We start from the raw sequence: 20,786 nt of genomic DNA on the forward strand, positions 1-20,786 counted from the left end.
TTAGCCGGCATGACGGAAAGAAAGTGAGAAAGACGGAATGAGAAAAAAATGGAAACTGGCAGCAGCCGCCGCTGTCTTCGCCCTGCTGCTGTCCGGCTGTGGGAAGGGGAACTCTGCCCCTTTTCAGGGACAGCAGCAGGAGGAGGTAAATAAGGAGACAGAAGCCAATGTTTTGTCAGATCAGCAGCATCAGGAGCTCAGACGGGCCGCGGCTGCCATAGAGGGGCAGCTGCCGGAACTGACATTTGAGGATATTCCTGCCGGGGAGGTGGAAGCGGCTGTTTCCTTCTTTAAGGACAGCTACATATTTGAGGGCAGGAAGGCAGACAATGGATACAGCTATATCCTGGGACTTCGCACAGCTGAGGAAAATCCCCTGGAGGATTTGAGCTGCGGCAATGGGGGACAGGATTCGGATTACAGTGCCAGCCAGTTTGCCGACGGCACCTTTCTCCTGCTGGAGAAGGGTGCCGCCGCCTACGGAATTTCCGGCCTTTACGACTGCCTGAATGAAGGAATGGAGGGCATTGCCTATATGGAGGACGCCAGGGAGAGAGGCGTTTTCCTTGTGCCACCGGCAGAGGAGCCGTTCCTGAGAGTGAGGATGGTAAAGGACGGGGGGCTGAGGACAGAATATCTTCCCCTCTCAAAGGAGAAGAGGCAGGAACTGTTTCCGGAACAGTACGGAGCAGAAGGCCTGCAAAAATCCCCGGTGGGAGACCAGGACCAGGTTCAGGAGGAGGCTCAGGCTGTGCAGGCAGCAGAAGAAGCAGAGACTCCGGGGATGGAGAACACGGGGGCAGTTGATCTGTTTGAGAACAGAGAGGACATGGAAAAGAATTTTATGGGCCATCCGGAGCAGGAGATCACCCGGGAGGCGATGGAGTTTGTCAAAGAGACCTGCGGTTTTCAGGCAGACAGTCTGGACGGGATTTCAGAAATTGAAAGTGCAGGCCTGACAGGGAATTTTGAAACCGGGACCCGGACAGAGACTCTCAGCGGCCGGGCCGAGATGGAGAGGCTTCGGGAACTGCTGGGGGAAGCCGTTTTGGAGGATTCTCCCATGAACGGGAGATTCCCCGGAAGGCTTGTGCTGAAGCTCTCCTCCGGCAAAGAACTGAATCTGTGGCTCTCAGATGTCAGCGGGGCCGAGGATGCAGAGCTGGCAGTGGGAAACGCATCCTTTTACAGGCTCAGCCGGGAGACGGCAGAGAGCCTCTGGCGCCTGTTCGGAACAGTTGACGGCTACAGAAGGTACGGAGATCAGATCTGGATGGAGATGAAAGAGGAGCAGTATTCTCCGGATGACGGGGAGCTGACCTTTATCCTGCACAATGAGACCGGCGCTCCGATTCAGTACATCCTGTCTCCCATCATTGAAAAGCGGACAGAGGAAGACGGGGAGGAGAGCTGGATACAGGTGGAGAGCATTGCCGGCTTCTGCGGTTTCCTCACCGGGATGGAGGGAGAGGAAAAGGAACTGGCCGTGCCCTGGAGCGGGAGCTTTCAGCCGTCGGGATCGGGGATCTACCGCCTGGGAATTCAGGTTTCGCCGGAACCGGAGCTGCGGTTTGCCATAAACGCAGAGTTTGAGCTCGCGGAGAGCCAGGGAGAGGAGCAATGAGAGAGATCTTATTTATTGTGCTGATGGCCGGAGTGTTCGGTGCCGCCACAGCCTCTGCAGCATCTTTTATTTTTCTTGTGAGAAAAAAACGGTTCTGGCGCAGGGCTCTCACTGTGGCCATGCTGGCTGTCCTGGTAGCTTCTGCCGGAGCCATGGGGCTGACAAGATTTTATATCCTGATGGGAGAACTGGAAGAGCTCTGCCAGGTTATGCCTGTGATTTCCCTGACGGTGGCAGGAGAGATCATAGCCGTGATCGGACTGTGGGGAGTTGGAAAGCTGTGGGAGAGAAGGTGCTGTTAACTTCTGTCCCGCTTAAGCTGTCTGACACCCGCCCCTGCAGAGACAGGAGGAAGCTGCCGGAGCCAGCCGCCATATTCATAAAAATCTCTGTTTACAAGTAGAAGTTCTTGTGCTATACTCTACATCGTACTAACGCGCCGACACTCAGCTTTTTGAGTTCCTGACAGGAGCTTAGTGTGCGGTAAGAATTTATTTTATAAGGAGGAAATCGTCATGATTTCAAAGGAGAAGAAGTCTGCTATCATCGCAGAGTATGGAAGAAAGCCTGGAGATACAGGTTCACCGGAGGTTCAGATCGCTATCTTAACAGCGAGAATCACAGAGCTCACAGAGCATTTAAAGACAAACCAGAAGGATCACCATTCCAGACGTGGTCTGTTAAAGATGGTTGGTCAGAGACGTGGTCTGCTGGACTACTTAAAGAAGACAGATCTGGAAGGCTACCGTGCTTTAATTGAGAAGTTAGGCATCAGAAAGTAAGAGACGAAATTAGGGTGGAGCAATCCACCCTAGTTGTTTATATCATAGAAAACTTTTGTAGCTTCTCAGAAGGACCTGCTTTATGTAGAAGGAGTTATCCGAGACCGCTGATGTAGGCACAGAGATGGGATCCGGGAAAGCACTCAGGAGCTTTTCCGGAGTTTTCTGCGCCCAGATCAGTAGTTTCGGACACTTCTGCATAAGCTGCCTGACAGGGCAGGATGAGAGTCAAGGACTCAGGAAACATCAGAACGGACAAGAATGAAAAATGAAGAATGAAGAATGAAGAAAAGAAAAAGGAGATTACAGTTTTATGTATAAGAGTTTTTCAATGGAACTGGCCGGCAGAACACTGACAGTAGATGTCGGCAGAGTGGCAGCACAGGCAAACGGCGCTGCGTTTATGCACTATGGAGATACGACAGTACTGTCCACAGCGACAGCTTCCGATAAGCCGAGAGAGGGAATCGATTTCTTCCCCCTGAGCGTTGAGTTTGAAGAAAAGATGTACGCCGTGGGAAAGATTCCGGGAGGCTTCAATAAGAGAGAGGGCAAGGCTTCTGAAAATGCAGTGCTGACGGCCCGCGTGATTGACCGTCCTATGCGTCCCCTGTTCCCGAAGGATTACAGAAATGACGTGACCTTAAACAACCTGGTTCTGTCTGTGGATCCGGACTGCAGCCCGGAGTACACTGCCATGCTTGGCTCCGCCATTGCCACCTGCATCTCAGACATTCCATTTGACGGTCCCTGTGCGACGACACAGATCGGCATGATCGACGGGGAGTTTATCGTAAATCCTACCTCCGCCCAGAGAAAGGTTTCCGATATGGCTCTGACTGTCGCTTCCACAAGGGAGAAGGTTATCATGATCGAGGCCGGGGCCAACGAGGTGCCGGAGGATGTGATGATCCAGGCTATTTTCAAGGCACATGAGGTAAACCAGGAAATTATCAAATTTATCGATACCATTGTCGCCGAGTGCGGCAAGGCAAAGCACAGCTATGAAAGCTGCGCTGTTCCGGAGGAGCTCTTTGCAGCCATCAGGGAGATCGTGCCTCAGGAGGAGATGGAGGAAGCTGTCTTCACAGATGAGAAGCAGAAGCGTGAGGAGAACATCCGCGTTATCACAGAGCGCCTGGAGGAGGCTTTTGCTGAGAATGAAGAGTGGCTTTCTGTACTGGGAGAGGCCATCTACCAGTATGAGAAAAAGACGGTGAGAAAGATGATCTTAAAGGATCACAAGCGTCCTGACGGCCGCGGCATCACGGAGATCCGCCCGCTGGCTGCCGAGATCGATCTGCTTCCCAGAGTTCACGGCTCCGGTATGTTCACCCGCGGACAGACCCAGATCTTAAATATCTGTACGCTGGCTCCGCTGTCTGAGGCTCAGAAGTTAGACGGACTCGATGAGAATGAGACAAGCAAGAGATATATGCACCATTATAACTTCCCGTCCTACTCTGTAGGAGAGACCAAGCCGTCCAGAGGCCCGGGACGCCGCGAGATCGGACACGGTGCTCTGGCAGAGAGAGCTCTGATTCCGGTGCTTCCAAGCGAGGAGGAATTCCCTTACGCCATCCGCACGGTATCTGAGACCATGGAGTCCAATGGCTCTACTTCCCAGGCCAGCATCTGTGCATCCACTCTGTCCCTGATGGCAGCAGGCGTGCCGATCAAGGCTCCGGTAGCGGGAATCTCCTGCGGTCTGGTGACAGGCGACACAGATGACGATTATATTGTTCTGACTGATATTCAGGGACTTGAGGACTTCTTCGGAGATATGGACTTCAAGGTAGGCGGAACTCACAAGGGAATCACATCCATTCAGATGGATATTAAGATTCACGGACTGACAAGGCCGATTATCGAGGAGGCTATTGCCAAGACAAGAGAGGCAAGGCTCTACATTCTCGACGAGATCATGAAGCCTGTTATCGCAGAGCCCAGAAAAGAGGTAGGCAAGTATGCTCCGAAGATTGAGCAGATTACCATTGATCCTCAGAAGATCGGAGATGTTGTGGGCAAGCAGGGCAAGGTGATCAACAAGATTATCGAGCAGACAGGCGTGAAGATTGATATCAACGACGACGGAAATGTTTCTGTGTGCGGAACAGATAAGGCTATGATCGATAAGGCTATCAGCATTATCAGAAGCATTGTCACAGATATTGAGCCGGGACAGGTGCTTACGGGAACGGTTGTGCGCATTATGAATTTCGGAGCTTTCGTTGAGCTGGCTCCAAACAAGGACGGAATGATCCACATTTCCAAGCTCTCCGACAAGAGAGTGGCAAAGGTGGAGGATGTGGTAAACATCGGCGATGAGGTTACCGTAAAGGTAATCGAGGTGGACAAGATGGGCCGCATCAACCTGAGCATGAAGCCGGGCGATCTGGCTCCGAAGGCTTCCAAAGGGGAATAAACCGCGGGAAGACATCAATTATTCGGCGCTCTGCGCTGAATTAAAATCGAAACAGAGGCTGGATACAGCCTGACAGGGCTGCTGTAAGACGAAGGACCGTTTTACGGCAGCCCTTTGCTGTGCAGGGAACGGAGCCGGGCTGCTGCAGGGACCCTTCCGGACTGCAGACGGCCAGAAAACCGGGCTGCCGGGAAAAATCGGCAGCGGAAAAACAGGCAGAAGTATGAAAGCGCGCAGGAGGACATATGCTGGAGGTAACGGGAATTTATAAAAAGTTCAGAAACAGGCAGATCTTAAAGGGAGTATCCTTTCAGGCAGAACCAGGGATGTGCGTGGGAATTGCAGGGGGAAACGGATGCGGAAAGACGACGCTTCTCTCCATACTGGCAGGTGTGAGCAGGCCGGATGCGGGAAGCATCCGGTTTGACGGCGAGGAGGCAGTGGGAAAACGGAAAATTTTTGAAAAAAAGGCAGCCTACGTTCCCCAGGAAAATCCGCTGATTCCGGAGCTGTCGGCCAGGGACAATTTTGCCCTCTGGTACAAGGGGGACAAAAAGAGAATGGAGGAGGACCTGAGACAGGGGGTGGCCGCAGCCCTGGGACTTCCCGGGTTTCTTTCTATTCCGGCCGGGAAGCTGTCAGGCGGCCAGAAAAAGAGACTGAGCATTGCGTCTGCCCTGTCCAATCATGCCTCTGTTCTGATTATGGATGAGCCGGGAGCCGCCCTGGATCTGGCTGCGAAGGAGGAGATCCTTCACTATATCGACGGTTTTGTAAAAAGCGGAAAAACGGTGATTTTAACCTCCCATGAGCTGCCGGAGCTGAACATGTGCCAAAAGCTCTATATTCTCAGGGACGGAGTCCTTACACAGGCGGACAGCGGCATAAAGCCGGAGGAACTGATCGGAAGATTCTGACAAAAACCGTCAGAAATCTTAAAAATGTTTACAAAAATCAGTCATCTGCTGACGAAAACGAAAAGCTATGGTATAATGGCTGCAAGCAGGCATTATACCTGCGCCGAGCCGCTGGCGCCCGAAGGGAGCCAAAACACTACTGCGGCGAGTGCGCACCCCTCGGAGAGTATAGCATATCCGAAGGATATGGTATAATGGCGAGGAAAGCGCATGCCATGCTTGCATGAGCATGCATTTGACGAGCAGTCCATCGAGACGCTAGTCGAGATGGTATAAAAATTGCAAAGCAGCCTGCAAAAAAGGCAGTGAGGACGCAATCATACCCTGACAGCAAAATTATCAGTCAGTCTGTGAAGAAGAAAAAGAGGAGGAATGAGTATGAAATGCCCGTATTGTGATCAGGAAATTCCAGACGGCAGCTCTGTATGTCCTGTCTGTATGAAGGAATTGATACCGAGCCAGGAGGACGGCAGCCGTGAAGGCAGCGAGGCCCCGATAGAAGAGAAGTCCGCTGAAGAACCTGCAGAAGAAGCGTCATCCGGCACAGATACGGCCGGCAGAACGGCGGACAGCACAGAGGAGGGAGCAGCTACAGGCCAGGAAGCGGCGGGAGTTCCTGCTGTGCCTGAAAAGAAGCAGGGACGCGGCCCGATCATAGCTGTGGCGGCAGCTGCAGTTGTCGCTGTGGCCGGCCTGGCATTCTGGCAGATGAACAAAGAGGATCCCAAGGATATTGTCATCAAGGCCTTCGAGGGAGTGGTGGCAGATGGACAGACCAATCCGGCTGAGGAGATTTTTGGCTGGGATGCCATGTATGACAAGCTGTATCAGGGCTCCTATCAGATGGATATGGGCCTTCAGCTGGAGAGCCTGCTGGGAATCACAGAGCTTGCAGGCGCCGGATTCAATATGGCCGCAGTGCAGGATCGCGACACCGGAGCCATGGACATGGATTTCGGGATTCAGTATGGAGGGATGGATCTTGCAGGTGCGCAGATTTATCTGGACGATGCAGAGCTTGCGGTAGCGCTTCCCGAGCTGACGGGAAAGGTATTCAGCCTGAATTTGGCAGAGGATCTGGAGACCCAGATTGCCAATTCCCCGTATCTGGGAAAAAATCTTTCCGATATGGGATTTAATCTTCAGGGATATGTAGATTATATGAAAAAAGCCAACGAGATTTCCAAGTCCGAAACGCCGATGTTTGACCTGGAGGCGCTCTGGGAGAGATATAAGACGGGAAGTGAGGCAATCGACAACCTGAAGGCTGCCATGACCGTGGAAAAGGGAGAGAAAAGGAGCTTTACCGTAGACGGCCAGGAGCAGGAATGCACCGGATACGATGTGGTTTTAAGCAGCGATTCACTTGTTCAGTTTTTCACAGATACGAAGGACTTCTTTCTGGAGGATGAAACCTTAAAGAAGGATGTCGTCACCTATCTGGAGCTTGTGAAGGATCTCAATGACTCCGTTTCAGGCGCCTACAGCCTGGACAGTGTGGCTGGCGGGGACGGCGCCCAGGCGGAGGAACTGACACCCCAGGAGCAGCAGGAAGAGCTCTGGACTGAGGTGGACAGCAGCCTGGATGAAGCTCTGACCCAGTTCCAGAACAGCATGGGAGATTTGAACCTGGCAGTTTATGTGACAGATGATGGAAAGCTGGCCTCCTTTGACTACAGTGCAGTCCTTACCGGAATTTCGGAGGAAATGGAGGACGGCCAGGCGGCCGGTGGGGAAAGTGCAGAGACCTCCGGCGCTTCAGAGGAAGAGACAAAAGCAGCAGAGGCAGGCTCCGAGGCAGGCGGCGCAGCGCAGGGGGCAGAAACTCTTACCCTCTCAGGAACGGTTACCTTTAAGGGAGGCTACAACCGCATGGCCAATGTAGATGCAAGCCTTGTGCTTACGGCCCCAGGCTCATCCCCGGTGACAGTTACCCTGAATAAGACAGGCGACTACCAGAAGGAGCAGTCCTACAGTGAAGGACTTGTCATCGGCCTGGAGTCAGAAGGAGAGAAGGGAGCCCTCAGCCTGGCGGGAAGCTATAACATAGCGGACAAAACCTACTCTCTGAAGGGAGCTCTGGAGAGCAACGGAACGGAGATGGGAAGCCTGACTGTGGACGGAATCATGGAAACGCTGGTTCCGGGAGAGTCCTTTAAGGCAGCGGCTGATTCTATTAAGCTTACAGTGAACCAGATACTCCTTGGAGTTCCTGCAGAGCAGGCGACAGATATGGATCTGCTGGAGCTGTCCGGTTCCTTTGGGATGGGCCCGATGACAGAGAGCCCGGCCAAGCCGGAGGGAGAGAGCTTTGACATTCTTGCGGCTACTGAGGAAGAATGGAATCAGGTAATCGCGGAAATGTACTTAAAACTCAATGAGCTGACGAGCAGCATATACTAAATGACCGGAGCAGAGCCTGCCGGGGCGAAGGCCCAGGCAGGCTCTGCTTGCTCAGATGAATGGAAAAAGACAGTCTGCGCCGGATTTCTGCAAAGATGAGAGGAGCGCCTTGAGTCAGCAGGCGCAGACGAAACATGGACAAAGAGGTTGACGGATGCGTACATTTTTAGTGTATCTGAAACTGGAGCTGAAACGGGCGCTCAAGAGCGCCCCATATTTTCTTGCGGGAACAGCGGTGCTGGCAGTTCTTGTGGGCCTGATTGCCTTTGCGGCGGGGAGGGTGCTTTACTCGGACCGTGCAGTTGGGAATATCCGGGTGGGAGTCGTGCTGCCGCAACAGGATCCTGCGTCTGAGAAACTGATTTCCATGGTCTCCTCCCTGGAAAGCGTGTCCAGCCTGTGCGAATTCTCCTATGTGGATGAAAAAGAAGGGCGGGAGCAGATGAGGCAGGGAAAACTCTATGCCCTGATGCTGCTTCCGGAGGGGCTTTTGAGGGGGATTATGGACGGCACCAATACGCCGGTGACCATCGTATTTCCGGAAAATGCAGGGTTGGAGGCGGCGGTATTCAGGGAGCTTGCCGATGCAGGAACACAGATCCTGAAAACGGCTCAGGCGGCTGTCTATGCAGCGGATGAGCTGTGCAGCAGAATGGGAAGAGAGACACAGATTCCAAGCGCTGAGGCAGATATAAATTCCATGTATCTGAAATACGCACTGAACCGCTCCGTTTATTTCAGGACAGAGGAGGTAAGTGCCGTGGGAGAGGTGGGAACGGCCGCTTTTTATGGAATTTCAGCTTCTGTGATGGTGCTTTTGCTCCTGGGAATTCCGGCGGCCGGTTTCTTAAAGCCCTACTCGGAAATCATGGAGAGAAAGCTGTTCTTAATCGGTCTTTCACGGACAAAAAGACTTATAGCCAGGGCCGTGTGCCTGTGGCTGGCATTTGCGGCCGTGACGGCTGCGCCGTTTTTTCTGTGCTTTGGAATGGGATTCATGGAGAGCGGAGGATTCAGTATTCCCGTGTGGCTTATGGTTTGCATGGCGGCAGCCATGTGGACGATACTCATTTATGAGCTGGCCAGGAACGCATTTGCGGGGATCTGTGCGCTGTTTCTTACTGCAGCGGCCTCTGTTTTCATGGCGGGTGGCCTGATTCCTTCTGTCTTTCTCCCGGAGGCTGTACAGCGGGCGGGAAGCGTGACACCGGCAGCGATTCTGATGGACGCAGTACAGTGGATGGTGTCGGGAGGGGAGGCCTTTCCTGTACTCAGGCTTACAGTCCTGGGAGCAGCCGCTTTTCTGCTTGCGGCGGCAGTAAGGAGGGATTATGAATAAGACGGGACTTTGGTTTTTTCTGTCCCTGAAAAGACAGGTGAAGAGGATCTTTTTTCTGGCTCTTCTTTTTTTCCTTCCCGCTGGGCTGTGGTGCTTCAGGGCAGCCGGAGAGGGGGAGAGTGAGCAGGTGAAAGTAGCTCTCTATGCCGGGGAAAGCGCGTGGAACCGGAAAGTGGCAAAGGAGCTTCTTTCGGACACAGGATCTTTTGGCTTTTATGTGAGCAGCTCTGAGGAAGCGCTCAGGGAAGATGTGAAAGCGGGGAGAGCCGAGTGCGGTTATATTTTTCCGGAGGATCTTAAGGAGAGGCTGGAGACAGGAGACTATAAAAGGTGCATTGTGCTGGTCTCCTCCCCGTCAACCACAGCGGGAAGACTTTCTACGGAGATTGTATTTTCCGGTTTGTTTACCGTCTGGGGAAGGGAGCTCCTTGAGGCATATGCCGGTGAGGGAGAAGCCTTTTGCGGACAGAAGGACGTCTGGGAGCAGCTGGAACCCCTCTATGACAGGTATCTGAACAACGGGAGCACCTTTGCTTTTCAGTATGTCACCTCAGGGGGAAGCGCCCTGGAGGAGCCGACGCTTAAAACTTCTCCCCCTGCCAGAGGGATCGCGGCGGTGTTTATCTTTGTCATGGGACTTGCAGCGGCGGTGACAGTCTGCGAGGATATAAAAAAAGGCCTGTTCGGGACCATGTCCGGTCTGCGGCGGGAGGCGGCCATTATGGCCTGCCTGGCAGCGCCTGTATCTCTTGCCTGTCTCAGCGGGTTTGCAGGTCTGGGAGCGGCGGGAGTGCTCATGAGCCCAGCCGGGGAAGCAGGTCTTCTTCTGCTCTATGGCTGCAGCTGCACAGTCTTTTCCTGGGTTCTCTGCCGCCTGGTCAGAAATCCTCTGGCCATCGCCTGCCTGATTCCTTTTTTTATTATCGGAAGCCTTGTCTTCTGCCCTGTTTTTGTGGATCTGTCCCTGTTCCTTCCGGCTTTGAAAACTGCGGGAAAGCTGTTTTTGCCCTGGTATTATCTGAAAGCAGCTGCGTTTCTGTAGGAGTTCTGCCGGCTGGAGAGTCCCGCCTTCTGCAGGCCCCAGGATAGGCTCCGGTCTCCGGCAGGGAGGAAAAGAAGATACAGGTCTGACTGTAAAGTCTTTTAAAAGACTGTGTCAGATTTTGGAAAACTCTCTTTAAACACATTGAAATTTAACAGGATTCTGACTATAATAAAAAAAGAGTACGCGATGCCCGGAGAAGCGGAGCATCCCGATACCGTAAAGGACGGCGTTTCTGCCGTCGGGCCCTGTGTGGCTGCGGCGCGGGTGCTCCGCTTTTTGCCGTCTCTGTATATAGGACCAAGGATTGATGAGGGGGAAGGAATCTGGCATGGAAGAGATGAATTTCGATGAGCTGCACCTTCTGGCAGATGAAAAAAAATACAGGAGCCTGAAGGAAAAACTGATAGAGATGAATGAGGTGGACATTGCCTCGTTTATCGAGGAGCTGGATTCTGAAAAGACGGTGGTGGTGTTCAGAACGCTCCCTAAGGAGATTGCCACAGATGTGTTTGCCTGCCTTCCGGTGGAGAAGCAGCAGCACATTATTACCAGCATCACGGATACAGAGCTTCAGTATATCATGGATGATCTGTTTGTGGATGATGCGGTGGATATGCTGGAGGAGCTTCCGGCTACCATTGTAAAAAGGGTGCTGAAAAATTCAAGCCCTGACACCAGAGCGCTGATCAACCAGTTTTTAAAATATCCTGAGAACAGTGCGGGAAGCGTGATGACAGCCGAATATGTGGGACTGAAAAAGGCCATGACGGTGGAGGAGGCCTTTGCCTACATCAGAAAATACGGGGTGGACAAGGAAACCATCTACACCTGCTATGTCATGGATGCGGCCCGCCATCTGGAGGGAGTCGTCACAGTAAAGGATCTTCTCATGAGCCCCTACACCACAACCATCGAGGAGATCATGGACACCCATGTGCTGAAGGCTGTCACCACAGAGGATCAGGAGGCCGTGGCGGCCATGTTCAATGAGTATGCCCTTTTAAGCCTTCCTGTTGTGGACGGGGAAAACCGGCTGGTGGGAATTATCACGGTTGACGACATTATGGATGTCATGGAGCAGGAGGCTACCGAGGATTTTGAGAAGATGGCGGCCATGAACCCCAGCGAGAAGCCCTACCTGAAAACGAGTGTGTTCCAGCTCGCCAAAAACAGGATCGTGTGGCTGTTAGTGCTGATGTTCAGCAGTATGGTCACGGGAGAGATCCTGACCCAGTATGAGGAGGCGTTCTCTGCGATCCCTCTGCTTGTTACCTTTATCCCCATGCTGATGAACACGGGAGGAAACTCGGGAAGCCAGGCCAGCACCATGATTATCCGAGGTATGGCGGTGGGAGAGATCAGCCCAGCAGACATTGTGAAGGTGGTGTGGAAGGAGCTGAGAGTCGGCGTTTTAGTGGGATTCTGCCTGGCTGTGGCAAACTTCATCCGTCTGAGCCTGTCCTATCCGGGACAGGAGATGATCTGCCTGACTGTAGTGCTGAGCATTTTCTGTATCGTCATTATTGCCAAGACGATCGGATGCACGCTGCCCATTATCGCAAAGGTGCTGCACCTGGATCCGGCCCTGATGGCATCCCCGATGATTTCCACGATCCTGGATGCCTGCAGTCTTGTCATCTACTTTAATTTTGCCTGCCACCTGCTGGATATGGCGGTTTAGCAAGCATCAGAAATCATTCAGGCTGCCTCTGTGAGGATAAAGGAGTTTCCGGGGCTATGCCAGAGGACAGGATTTCAGTCCCACTCCAGGCTTGTATTTTTTCAGATAAGGCGATATAATTAAGTATCTTTAGCAGCAGTTCAGTTATCTGACTGGACTGAATTATCAAAGTGAGGAGTGTGGAGCTATGGAAAAGATCAGAACGAGATATGCCCCAAGCCCGACTGGGAAGATGCATGTCGGAAATTTAAGGACTGCACTGTACGCTTACCTGATTGCCAAGCATGAGGGCGGCGACTATATTTTAAGAATTGAGGATACGGATCAGGAGCGCTACGTGGAGGGCGCCACTGAGATTATTTATAATACCTTAAAGGATACAGGCCTGATTCACGATGAGGGCCCGGACGTGGGAGGACCGGTAGGTCCTTACGTCCAGAGCGACCGCCAGAAGGCAGGCATCTATATGGAGTATGCGAAAAAGCTCATTGACAAGGGGGAAGCATACTACTGCTTCTGTGATCAGGAGCGCTTAAACAGCCTGAGAAAGACCGTAAACGGCGAGGAAATTATGGTCTATGACAAGCACTGTCTGCACCTGTCCAAGGAGGAGGTTGAGGCAAACCTGGCTGCCGGAAAGCCTTTCGTCATCCGCCAGAACAATCCACAGGAGGGAAGGACAACCTTCCACGACGAGATTTACGGTGACATCAGCGTGGACAACTCGGAGCTGGACGACATGGTTCTTATTAAGTCCGACGGCTATCCCACCTATAATTTTGCCAACGTGGTCGACGACCATTTACAGAAAATCACCCATGTGGTGAGGGGAAATGAGTATCTTTCCTCCTCCCCGAAGTACAACCGCCTTTATGAGGCGTTTGGCTGGGAGGTTCCCGTGTACGTACACTGCCCGACCATCACAAATGAGGAGCACAAGAAGCTGAGCAAGAGAAGCGGTCACTCTTCCTACCAGGATCTCATCGACCAGGGCTTCCTCTCAGAGGCTGTGGTGAACTTCGTGGCGCTGTTAGGCTGGTCTCCGGAGAGCAACCAGGAGATCTTTACGCTGGACGAGCTGATTAAGCAGTTTGATTACAGACACATCAGCAAGTCGCCGGCAGTGTTTGATATGGTAAAGCTCAGATGGATGAACGGCGAGTATATGAAGGCCATGGACTTTGACCGGTTCTATGAGATGGCAGAGCCCTATATCAAAGCCGTGATCAAAAAGGATCTGGATCTGAAGAAGATTGCAGCCATGGTGAAGACGAGGATTGAGGTGTTCCCGGACATTGCGGGACATATTGACTTCTTTGAGGAGCTTCCGGAGTACGATCCGCAGATGTACGTCCACAAGAAGATGAAATCCACAGAGGAGACTTCCTTAAAGGTGTTAAAGGACGTGCTGCCGATTCTGGAGGCCCAGGAGGATTTCTCCAATGACGCTCTCTATGAGAGACTGTCTGCCTACATTTCTGAAACAGGGGTAAAGACAGGTTTTGTTATGTGGCCTATCCGTACAGCTGTCTCAGGCAAGCAGATGACGCCTGCGGGGGCTACGGAGATTATGGAGGTTCTCGGAAAAGAGGAATCCTTAAAGAGAATCAGAAAAGGAATCGAGCTTCTCGAGAAATAGAAGAGATGCTTATATAAAAGAGGGATGCCTTGCGGATGGGTTCCGCGGCATCCTTCTTTGACGTATGAGGCAGCGACGCGCAGGCCGCAGCGCTGCAGGAAGTCTGTTGGAGGGAGCGAGTGGACAGGTATGCCATTTAATAAAGCGCAGGAGGCGGCGGTAAACCACGGGGAAGGCCCCATGATGGTCCTTGCCGGGCCGGGCTCGGGAAAGACGACGGTGGTGACACACAGGGTGCAGAGCCTGATTGAGAGGCATGGAGTCAACCCCTCATCGATTCTTGTCATCACATTTACGAGGGCCGCAGCCAGAGAAATGAAGGAGCGGTTTGAGCGTCTGATGGAGGGGCGGTGCCTGCGGGGGCAGGTGAGCTTTGGAACCTTCCATGCCGTTTTTTTCAGGATCCTCAAGCTGGCCTACGGCTATGAGGCAGCCGATATTATCAGGGAGGATCAGCGGCTTCGCTTTATGCGGGAACTGGTGGCAAAGGAGCAGCTGGAGCCGGAGGACGAAAATGAGCTGATCGCCTCCCTTCTTTCAGAGATAAGCTCTGTGAAGGGAGAGCTGATTGATCTTGACCACTATTATGCAAAGAGCTGCTCGGAGGAGGCCTTCAAGCGAATCTATGCAGGCTATGAGGAGAGACTCAGAAGAAACAGAAAGATCGACTTTGATGACATGCTTGTAATGTGCTATGAGCTGTTCCGGCAGCGGCCGGATATTCTGGGGGCCTGGCAGAAAAAGTATGCCTATATTTTGGTGGACGAGTTTCAAGACATTAACCGGCTGCAGTATGAGATTGTGCGGATGCTTGCAGCCCCCCGGAACAATCTGTTTATTGTGGGGGACGATGATCAGTCCATCTACCGGTTTCGGGGAGCGAGGCCGGAGATTATGCTGGGTTTCGAGCGGGACTATCCAGATGCCGGGAGAGTTCTTCTCGATGTCAACTACCGCTCCACGAAGGAGATTGTGGACGCGTCCCTGCGTCTGATCGGAAACAATGAAAAACGCTTTAAAAAGTCCCTAAGGACGGCTGGAAGCAGAGGCAGAAAGGTGATCACCCGTGTCTGGAAGGATGAGGAGGAGGAGAACAGCCGCATCGCCGAGGAGATCCGGATGTACAGCGAGGCAGGCTGTGCCTACCGGGACATCGCCGTTCTCTACCGCACCAATTCAGGCCCCCGCAGGCTTATAGAAAAGCTGATGGAGTACAACCTGCCCTTTAAAGCCAGGGATGTGGTCCCGAATCTCTATGAGCACTGGATCTCAAAAAATATTCTGGCCTACATCCGGGTGGCTCTGGGAAGCAGGGAGAGGGGAGAAGTGCTTCAGATGATCAACCGTCCGGCCCGGTATATCAGCAGGGATGCCCTTCAGGCGCCGCAGATCTCCTTTGACGAGGTCAAGGGCTATTACCGGGACAAGGACTGGATGGTGGAGCGGATCGAAAGCCTGGAATTTGACCTGACGGCAATCAGCCGCATGTCGCCTCTTGCAGCCGTCAATTATATCAGGAAGTCCGTGGGATACGATGCCTGGCTTTACGAGTACGCGGCCGCCCACCGGATGAAGGCAGATGAATTTCTGGAAACGGCAGACCAGCTTAAGGAGAGCGCCGCCCGCTACAAAACCTTTGACGCCTGGTTTTCCCATATCAGCGAATATGGGGAGGAGCTGAAACGCCAGGCCAGGGAGAGGGAGCAGACGGCAGATGCTGTGACCCTGTCCACCATGCACAGCTCCAAGGGGCTGGAGTACAGGGTGGTCTATATTCTGGATGCCAATGAGGGAGTGACGCCTCACAGCAAGGCTGTCCTGGACGCAGATATCGAGGAGGAGAGACGGCTGTTCTATGTGGCCATGACCAGGGCAAAGCAGAGGCTCCACGTGTACAGCGTAAAGGAGAGATACCATAAGCCGGCGGAGGTTTCCAGGTTTGTGGAGGAGTATCTGGACGGGGAGGAAGAGCAGACGGTATTGTGATGGAAAGAAAACCGGGATAAGAGCTGAAGCGGTTTCTGAAACCGGGGGATGGAAAAATGGAAAGAGAGGTGGAACCGGATGGGCTGTGTGCATATTTACTGCGGCGACGGAAAGGGAAAGACCACTGCCGCCGTCGGGCTGGCTGTGCGAATGCAGGGATGCGGGGGATATGTGATAGCTGCCCGCTTTTTAAAGACAGATGAGTCGGGGGAAGTGGGGGCTTTGAAAAGCCTTCCCGGCATCGAGCTTTTGCCGTGCGACAGAAGTTTCGGGTTTACCTGGCAGATGACAGATGCCCAGAGGGAGGAAGCGTCCGGTTACTATGGAGCCATGTTTGAGCGGGCGCGCGAAAGGGCTCTGGAGCTCTGCGATAGGCTGGAGGAAAAAGAGCGGGAGGAGAAAAAGAATGCCGTCCCGGACAGAGACTGCCGGGCGCTTTTGATCCTTGACGAGATCTTCGCAGCCTGCAGCGGCGGATTTGTGCAGGAGAAGAAAGTGGTGGATTTTCTGCGAAAGAGGCCCCATAACCTTGAGGTGGTCATGACAGGCAGAAATCCGTCAGAAGAACTTCTGGGAGAGGCGGACTATATCTCAGAGATTGTGTGCAGGAGACATCCCTTTGAGAAGGGGATGACAGCCCGCCGGGGGATTGAATACTGAACCTCTGCCGGCCCCATGAGAAGTGTATCAATCCGGCGGCCGCACAGGAGGAAGAACTCTCAGGAGAGAATGGAAAGGACAGTGAGAATGAACAGAGCAAAAAAGCCGCAGATGAGCCTGATCACGAAGGAAATGCGGCTGAGATACTTAAACGAGATGGAGAAGAAACATCCGGGATACATCTATGAGAGGGACAAGCTTTACATGTTCGTCTACACTTTTACGGGAGTCAGGCTGGTATACAGCCTGCTCTATATCATGCTGATCTTGTTTTATCAGACTCTCGTGCCGAGCGGGATCAGCCTGTCCAGCGGGTTTGTCAGTCTGTTCGGCACAGCAGTATTCTATTTCTGGTATACCCTGCTTTTGACCTCCGGGTGGGCCGTGGCGGCGCTGATGATAGCGGCCAGGGGAATCGGTCTGGTTATAGGAGGAACCTCCCTCTTAAACAGCGCTCCGGTGCTGGTCATGGGTCTGCCGGGATTAACAGCCCTTCCCGCCATTTTCATTATGACAGCGGGGATGGTTTTACAGTTCATAGAGGCGGTATTCTGTATCTATGTAGTCTTTGAGCCAAAGGCGGCCATGACAATCAGGCTGAACCGCCAGATGGGATCCTGGTTTATGACGAACCAGGTGTCGAGGGATACGCTTGAGCGCATGGCCGGATATAAAAATGAAGCCCAGGACAGCATAGGGGACAGGGAGGAAAGCGAGGAAAGCGAAGAAAGCGGCGGCAGGGAGAGGACTCAGGATGCAGACTGCGCAGAAAAAGGGGATGACCAGGGGAGAACCCCCTCCGGTTCAGAGCGGAAGGAATAGAGACGGCCTGCAGCTATTTTCAGACCCGCCGCAGGTCTTCCCGGAGAATGCAGGAATTCACAGGAAAAGCAGGTGAAAAGCTGCTTGATTTTTCGCCTTTTCTCTGATAAAGTTTAAAAAGAAGGACGCCCTGTCCTGCCGCGCAGGAGAAAGGCCCGAAAGGCGGACCATGCAGAGAGAGGTCCGGGGCTTCACAGTGAAAGATAAAACAGAAAGGTAAGAAAATCTATGGCTGAAAACAAGAATGTAAATCCGGCAGCAGAGAATGAGGAAGAGATGACAGTGACCCTGACACTGGATGACGGAAGAGAACTGGAATGTGTAGTTCTCACTATTTTCCCGGCCGGTGAGAAGGAGTATATTGCCCTGCTTCCCATGGATGATGAGGACAGTGAAGAGGGAGAGGTTTACCTGTACCGCTATACAGAGGACGAGAACGGAGAGCCGAACCTTGAGAACATCGAGGACGACGATGAGTATGAGATCGTCGCTGACGCCTTCGACGAGCTCCTTGACGAGCAGGAGTACGACGAGCTGGTCGGCGAGGACGAGTTAGAAGAATAAGAGGTGTGGAAAACCCCCATGTTTTTTTGTTCCAGAAAAGTCACAAAAAAACATGGGGGTTTTCCTGGGGGAAGGGAAACGGGAGTGTCTCTTCCCTCCCAAGAAAAAAACGAGGATATTTTGTGACTTCGCTGGAACAAAATATCCTCGTTTTTTTCTACATACTATACATTGAAGCGGAACAGGATCACATCTCCGTCCTTTACCACGTATTCCTTGCCCTCCATGCGGACAAGGCCCTTTTCCTTTGCTGCGGTGTACGTTCCGCAGTCCAGAAGATCCTGGTAGTTGACAACCTCGGCCTTGATGAAGCCTCTCTCGAAGTCGGAGTGGATCTTTCCGGCTGCCTGGGGAGCTTTTGTGCCGACCTTGATGGTCCAGGCTCTCGTCTCCGTCTCTCCGGCGGTCAGATAGCTGATGAGGCCAAGAAGGCGGTAGCTTGCGGCGATCAGCTTGTCGAGCCCGGATTCCTTCAGCCCCAGATCCTCCAGGAACATCTTTTTCTCATCTTCGTCCAGTTCTGCAATCTCCTGCTCAATCTGGGCGCAGATGACAAATACCTCGCTGCCGTTTTCAGCTGCAAATTTTCTGACTTCCTGGACATAGGCATTGCCGGCCGCGTCATCCGCCAGATCATCCTCGGCTACATTGGCGGCGAAAATCACAGGCTTCCAGGTTAAGAGATTTAAGGAGGAGATAAAGGCCAGCTCGTCCTCATCCTCTGTCTCATAGCTTTTGGCCAGCTTTCCTTCCTCCAGATGGGCGTACATGGCTTTCAGGATTTCAAGCTCCTTTGCGAGAGCCTTGTTTCCCATGGCGCTCTTTGTAGTCTTTGCGATGCGGCGCTCCAGAATCTCCATATCAGAGAAAATCAGCTCCAGATCAATGGTTTCAATATCTCTTAAGGGGTTTACGCTTCCGTCTACATGTACAACGTTGGGATCATCGAAGCAGCGAACTACATGGACGATAGCGTCTACTTCGCGGATGTTGGAGAGAAACTGGTTTCCGAGTCCCTCGCCCTTGGAAGCTCCCTTTACCAGACCGGCAATGTCCACAAATTCGATGACAGCCGGAGTAATCTTGGCAGAATTATAGAGCGCTGCCAGCTTCTGGAGTCTCTCGTCGGGAACGGGAACGACGCCCACATTCGGGTCGATGGTGCAGAAGGGATAGTTGGCGGACTCGGCGCCGGCCTTCGTCAGAGAGTTGAATAATGTACTTTTTCCTACGTTTGGTAAACCTACGATACCTAATTTCATAATACGTATCCTTTCTATTCTTCAGGGCTGCTTCAGGCACGGCACGCGGCAGAATACCTGCGGCAGAAGCCCTGTTTTTTTATCGGCTGATAGTCTTTTATAAGAATAGCATAGAATGGGGGGAAAGAAAAGAGAAAAATGTTTGCTTTTCTGCCTGCGATATATTAAGATAAGAGATTGAGGTATAAGGAAACTGCTGCTTTTTAAATTTAAAGCGGCATAGTGAAGGAGGAAATTGGATGAGTCACAAAAACGGAAGCTTCAGCAGCTCGCTGGGCTTTGTACTTGCCTGTGTGGGCTCAGCGGTGGGGCTTGGAAATATCTGGATGTTTCCCTACCGCCTGGGGCAGTATGGAGGGGCGGCCTTTCTGGTCCCCTATATATTCTTTGTGGTGCTGTTCGGTTTGACCGGCCTGTCAGCGGAGTTCGCCATCGGCAGGCGCGCCAGGACGGGAACCCTCGGCTCCTATGAGCTGTGCTGGGGAGACGGACAGAAAGACGGCTTCAGAAAGACGGTGGGAAAGGCAATCGGCTGGATTCCGCTTATCGGGTCTCTGGGAATTGCGATCGGCTACTCCATTATCATCGGATGGGTGCTGCGCTCATTTGCAGGCTCCCTGACAGGAAGCATTCTGAACACAGATTCTGCAGAATATTTTTCTCAGGTTACAGGCAGCTTCGGAAGCCTGCCCTGGCATATTGCCGTAGTTCTCATTACCGTGCTGATCCTGCTCACAGGCTCAGTTACCCAGATTGAGAAGGCCAACCGTATCATGATGCCGGTATTTTTTGTACTGTTTGCCGTGCTGGCTGTGCGGGTGTGCTTCCTGGACGGTGCAGGGGCAGGCTATCGCTTTCTCTTTGTGCCGAAGTGGGAACAGCTGAAAAATGTGGATACCTGGGTTATGGCTATGGGACAGGCGTTTTTCTCCCTCTCCATCACAGGCTCCGGCATGATCGTTTACGGCTCCTATCTCAATAAGGATACAGACATTATCGGAGCATCCATGAGGACCGTGGGCTTTGACACAGTAGCAGCCATGCTTTCGGCTCTTGCCATCATGCCCGCTGTGTTTGCCTTTGGAATCGAGCCGAATTCCGGACCGTCCCTGATGTTTATCACAATCCCGAAGATTTTTTCGCAGATGCCCATGGGACAGTTTTTTTCTGCTATCTTCTTCCTGTCCGTGGTGTTTGCAGGGATTACCTCTTTAATTAATATGTTCGAGGCAGTCATTGAGAGCTGGCAGCACAAATTCGACATACCGCGCCGCCTGGCTGTGGCGCTCTGCGGAATCATCTGCCTGGGCATCGGCGTGTTCCTGGAACTGGAGGCATACGTGGGAAGCTGGATGGATTTTATCACCATTATTGTCACCCCTCTCGGCGCTGTGCTGGGAGCCGTATCGGTTTACTATGTATTCGGATACAGGAAAATCAGGAAAGAGCTGGAAACCGGCAGAAAGACACCTGTTCCCGGTTGGTTTGGAGGAGTGGCCAGATATCTGTATGTACCGCTGACGGTTGTGGTATTTATTCTGGGAATTATCTATAAGGGAATTGGGTAGAAAAACGTCGGTTTCCGAGCCCTGTTTGTCGAAAAAGAGGATACAATGTCGAGCGAATGTGTTTGATTT

Annotated in this window: 16 protein-coding genes; 15 read left to right on the forward strand and 1 reads right to left on the reverse strand. The window is 52.6% G+C overall.

The window, feature by feature from the left end:
• Positions 1 to 37: 37 nt before the first annotated feature.
• The 14 genes from LK436_RS08780 to LK436_RS08845 all read left to right on the forward strand — a co-directional run bounded on the left by LK436_RS08780 (position 38) and on the right by LK436_RS08845 (position 17,887).
• The gene (locus LK436_RS08780) at positions 38 to 1,624 is read left to right on the forward strand and encodes a hypothetical protein (protein WP_008398707.1); all 1,587 of its coding nucleotides are present in this window, start codon (positions 38 to 40) and stop codon (positions 1,622 to 1,624) included.
• The gene (locus tag LK436_RS08785; RefSeq protein WP_008398708.1) at positions 1,621 to 1,926 is read left to right on the forward strand and encodes a hypothetical protein; all 306 of its coding nucleotides are present in this window, start codon (positions 1,621 to 1,623) and stop codon (positions 1,924 to 1,926) included. Before LK436_RS08780 ends, LK436_RS08785 begins: the two co-directional genes overlap by 4 nt.
• A gap of 213 nt (positions 1,927 to 2,139) precedes the next feature.
• Complete coding sequence (rpsO, locus tag LK436_RS08790) at positions 2,140 to 2,406, forward strand: 30S ribosomal protein S15 (protein WP_015545211.1); 267 nt, start codon at positions 2,140 to 2,142, stop codon at positions 2,404 to 2,406.
• Between the two features lie 313 nt (positions 2,407 to 2,719).
• Entirely contained in the window at positions 2,720 to 4,831 is a 2,112-nt protein-coding gene (locus tag LK436_RS08795; protein WP_008398711.1) for a polyribonucleotide nucleotidyltransferase, read from the forward strand.
• A gap of 245 nt (positions 4,832 to 5,076) precedes the next feature.
• The gene (locus tag LK436_RS08800; protein WP_008398713.1) at positions 5,077 to 5,748 is read left to right on the forward strand and encodes an ABC transporter ATP-binding protein; all 672 of its coding nucleotides are present in this window, start codon (positions 5,077 to 5,079) and stop codon (positions 5,746 to 5,748) included.
• A gap of 378 nt (positions 5,749 to 6,126) precedes the next feature.
• Positions 6,127 to 8,151, forward strand: a complete 2,025-nt coding sequence (locus LK436_RS08805; RefSeq protein WP_044931654.1) for a hypothetical protein — start codon at positions 6,127 to 6,129, stop codon at positions 8,149 to 8,151.
• Between the two features lie 154 nt (positions 8,152 to 8,305).
• Entirely contained in the window at positions 8,306 to 9,490 is a 1,185-nt protein-coding gene (locus tag LK436_RS08810) for an ABC transporter permease (RefSeq protein WP_008398719.1), read from the forward strand.
• The gene (locus tag LK436_RS08815; protein ID WP_147594840.1) at positions 9,483 to 10,532 is read left to right on the forward strand and encodes an ABC transporter permease; all 1,050 of its coding nucleotides are present in this window, start codon (positions 9,483 to 9,485) and stop codon (positions 10,530 to 10,532) included. Before LK436_RS08810 ends, LK436_RS08815 begins: the two co-directional genes overlap by 8 nt.
• 331 nt (positions 10,533 to 10,863) lie before the next feature.
• Positions 10,864 to 12,216 (forward strand): magnesium transporter, encoded by a 1,353-nt coding sequence (gene mgtE / locus LK436_RS08820; protein ID WP_021965396.1) that lies wholly within the window; start codon positions 10,864 to 10,866, stop codon positions 12,214 to 12,216.
• A gap of 187 nt (positions 12,217 to 12,403) precedes the next feature.
• Positions 12,404 to 13,855 (forward strand): glutamate--tRNA ligase, encoded by a 1,452-nt coding sequence (gene gltX / locus LK436_RS08825; protein WP_008398723.1) that lies wholly within the window; start codon positions 12,404 to 12,406, stop codon positions 13,853 to 13,855.
• Between the two features lie 129 nt (positions 13,856 to 13,984).
• Positions 13,985 to 15,841: an ATP-dependent helicase gene (locus LK436_RS08830; protein WP_008398724.1), complete on the forward strand. Its 1,857-nt coding sequence runs from the start codon at positions 13,985 to 13,987 to the stop codon at positions 15,839 to 15,841.
• 78 nt (positions 15,842 to 15,919) lie between these two features.
• Entirely contained in the window at positions 15,920 to 16,501 is a 582-nt protein-coding gene (locus tag LK436_RS08835; RefSeq protein WP_015545207.1) for a cob(I)yrinic acid a,c-diamide adenosyltransferase, read from the forward strand.
• 87 nt (positions 16,502 to 16,588) lie between these two features.
• The gene (locus LK436_RS08840; RefSeq protein WP_227910195.1) at positions 16,589 to 17,323 is read left to right on the forward strand and encodes a hypothetical protein; all 735 of its coding nucleotides are present in this window, start codon (positions 16,589 to 16,591) and stop codon (positions 17,321 to 17,323) included.
• 228 nt (positions 17,324 to 17,551) lie between these two features.
• Positions 17,552 to 17,887: a DUF1292 domain-containing protein gene (locus LK436_RS08845; RefSeq protein ID WP_008398727.1), complete on the forward strand. Its 336-nt coding sequence runs from the start codon at positions 17,552 to 17,554 to the stop codon at positions 17,885 to 17,887.
• A 164-nt stretch (positions 17,888 to 18,051) separates the two neighbouring features.
• On the opposite strand, the gene ychF is transcribed toward LK436_RS08845, so the two are convergent.
• On the reverse strand, positions 18,052 to 19,149 hold the full coding sequence (gene ychF / locus LK436_RS08850) for a redox-regulated ATPase YchF (protein WP_008398729.1): 1,098 nt from the start codon (positions 19,147 to 19,149) through the stop codon (positions 18,052 to 18,054).
• 239 nt (positions 19,150 to 19,388) lie between these two features.
• Here ychF and LK436_RS08855 point away from each other — a divergent pair, with 239 nt between their 5' ends.
• Entirely contained in the window at positions 19,389 to 20,717 is a 1,329-nt protein-coding gene (locus LK436_RS08855; RefSeq protein WP_008398731.1) for a sodium-dependent transporter, read from the forward strand.
• Positions 20,718 to 20,786: the final 69 nt, after the last annotated feature.

The organism is Clostridium sp. M62/1 (genome assembly GCF_020736365.1).
Taxonomy (GTDB): Bacteria; Bacillota; Clostridia; order Lachnospirales; family Lachnospiraceae; genus Otoolea; species Otoolea saccharolyticum_A.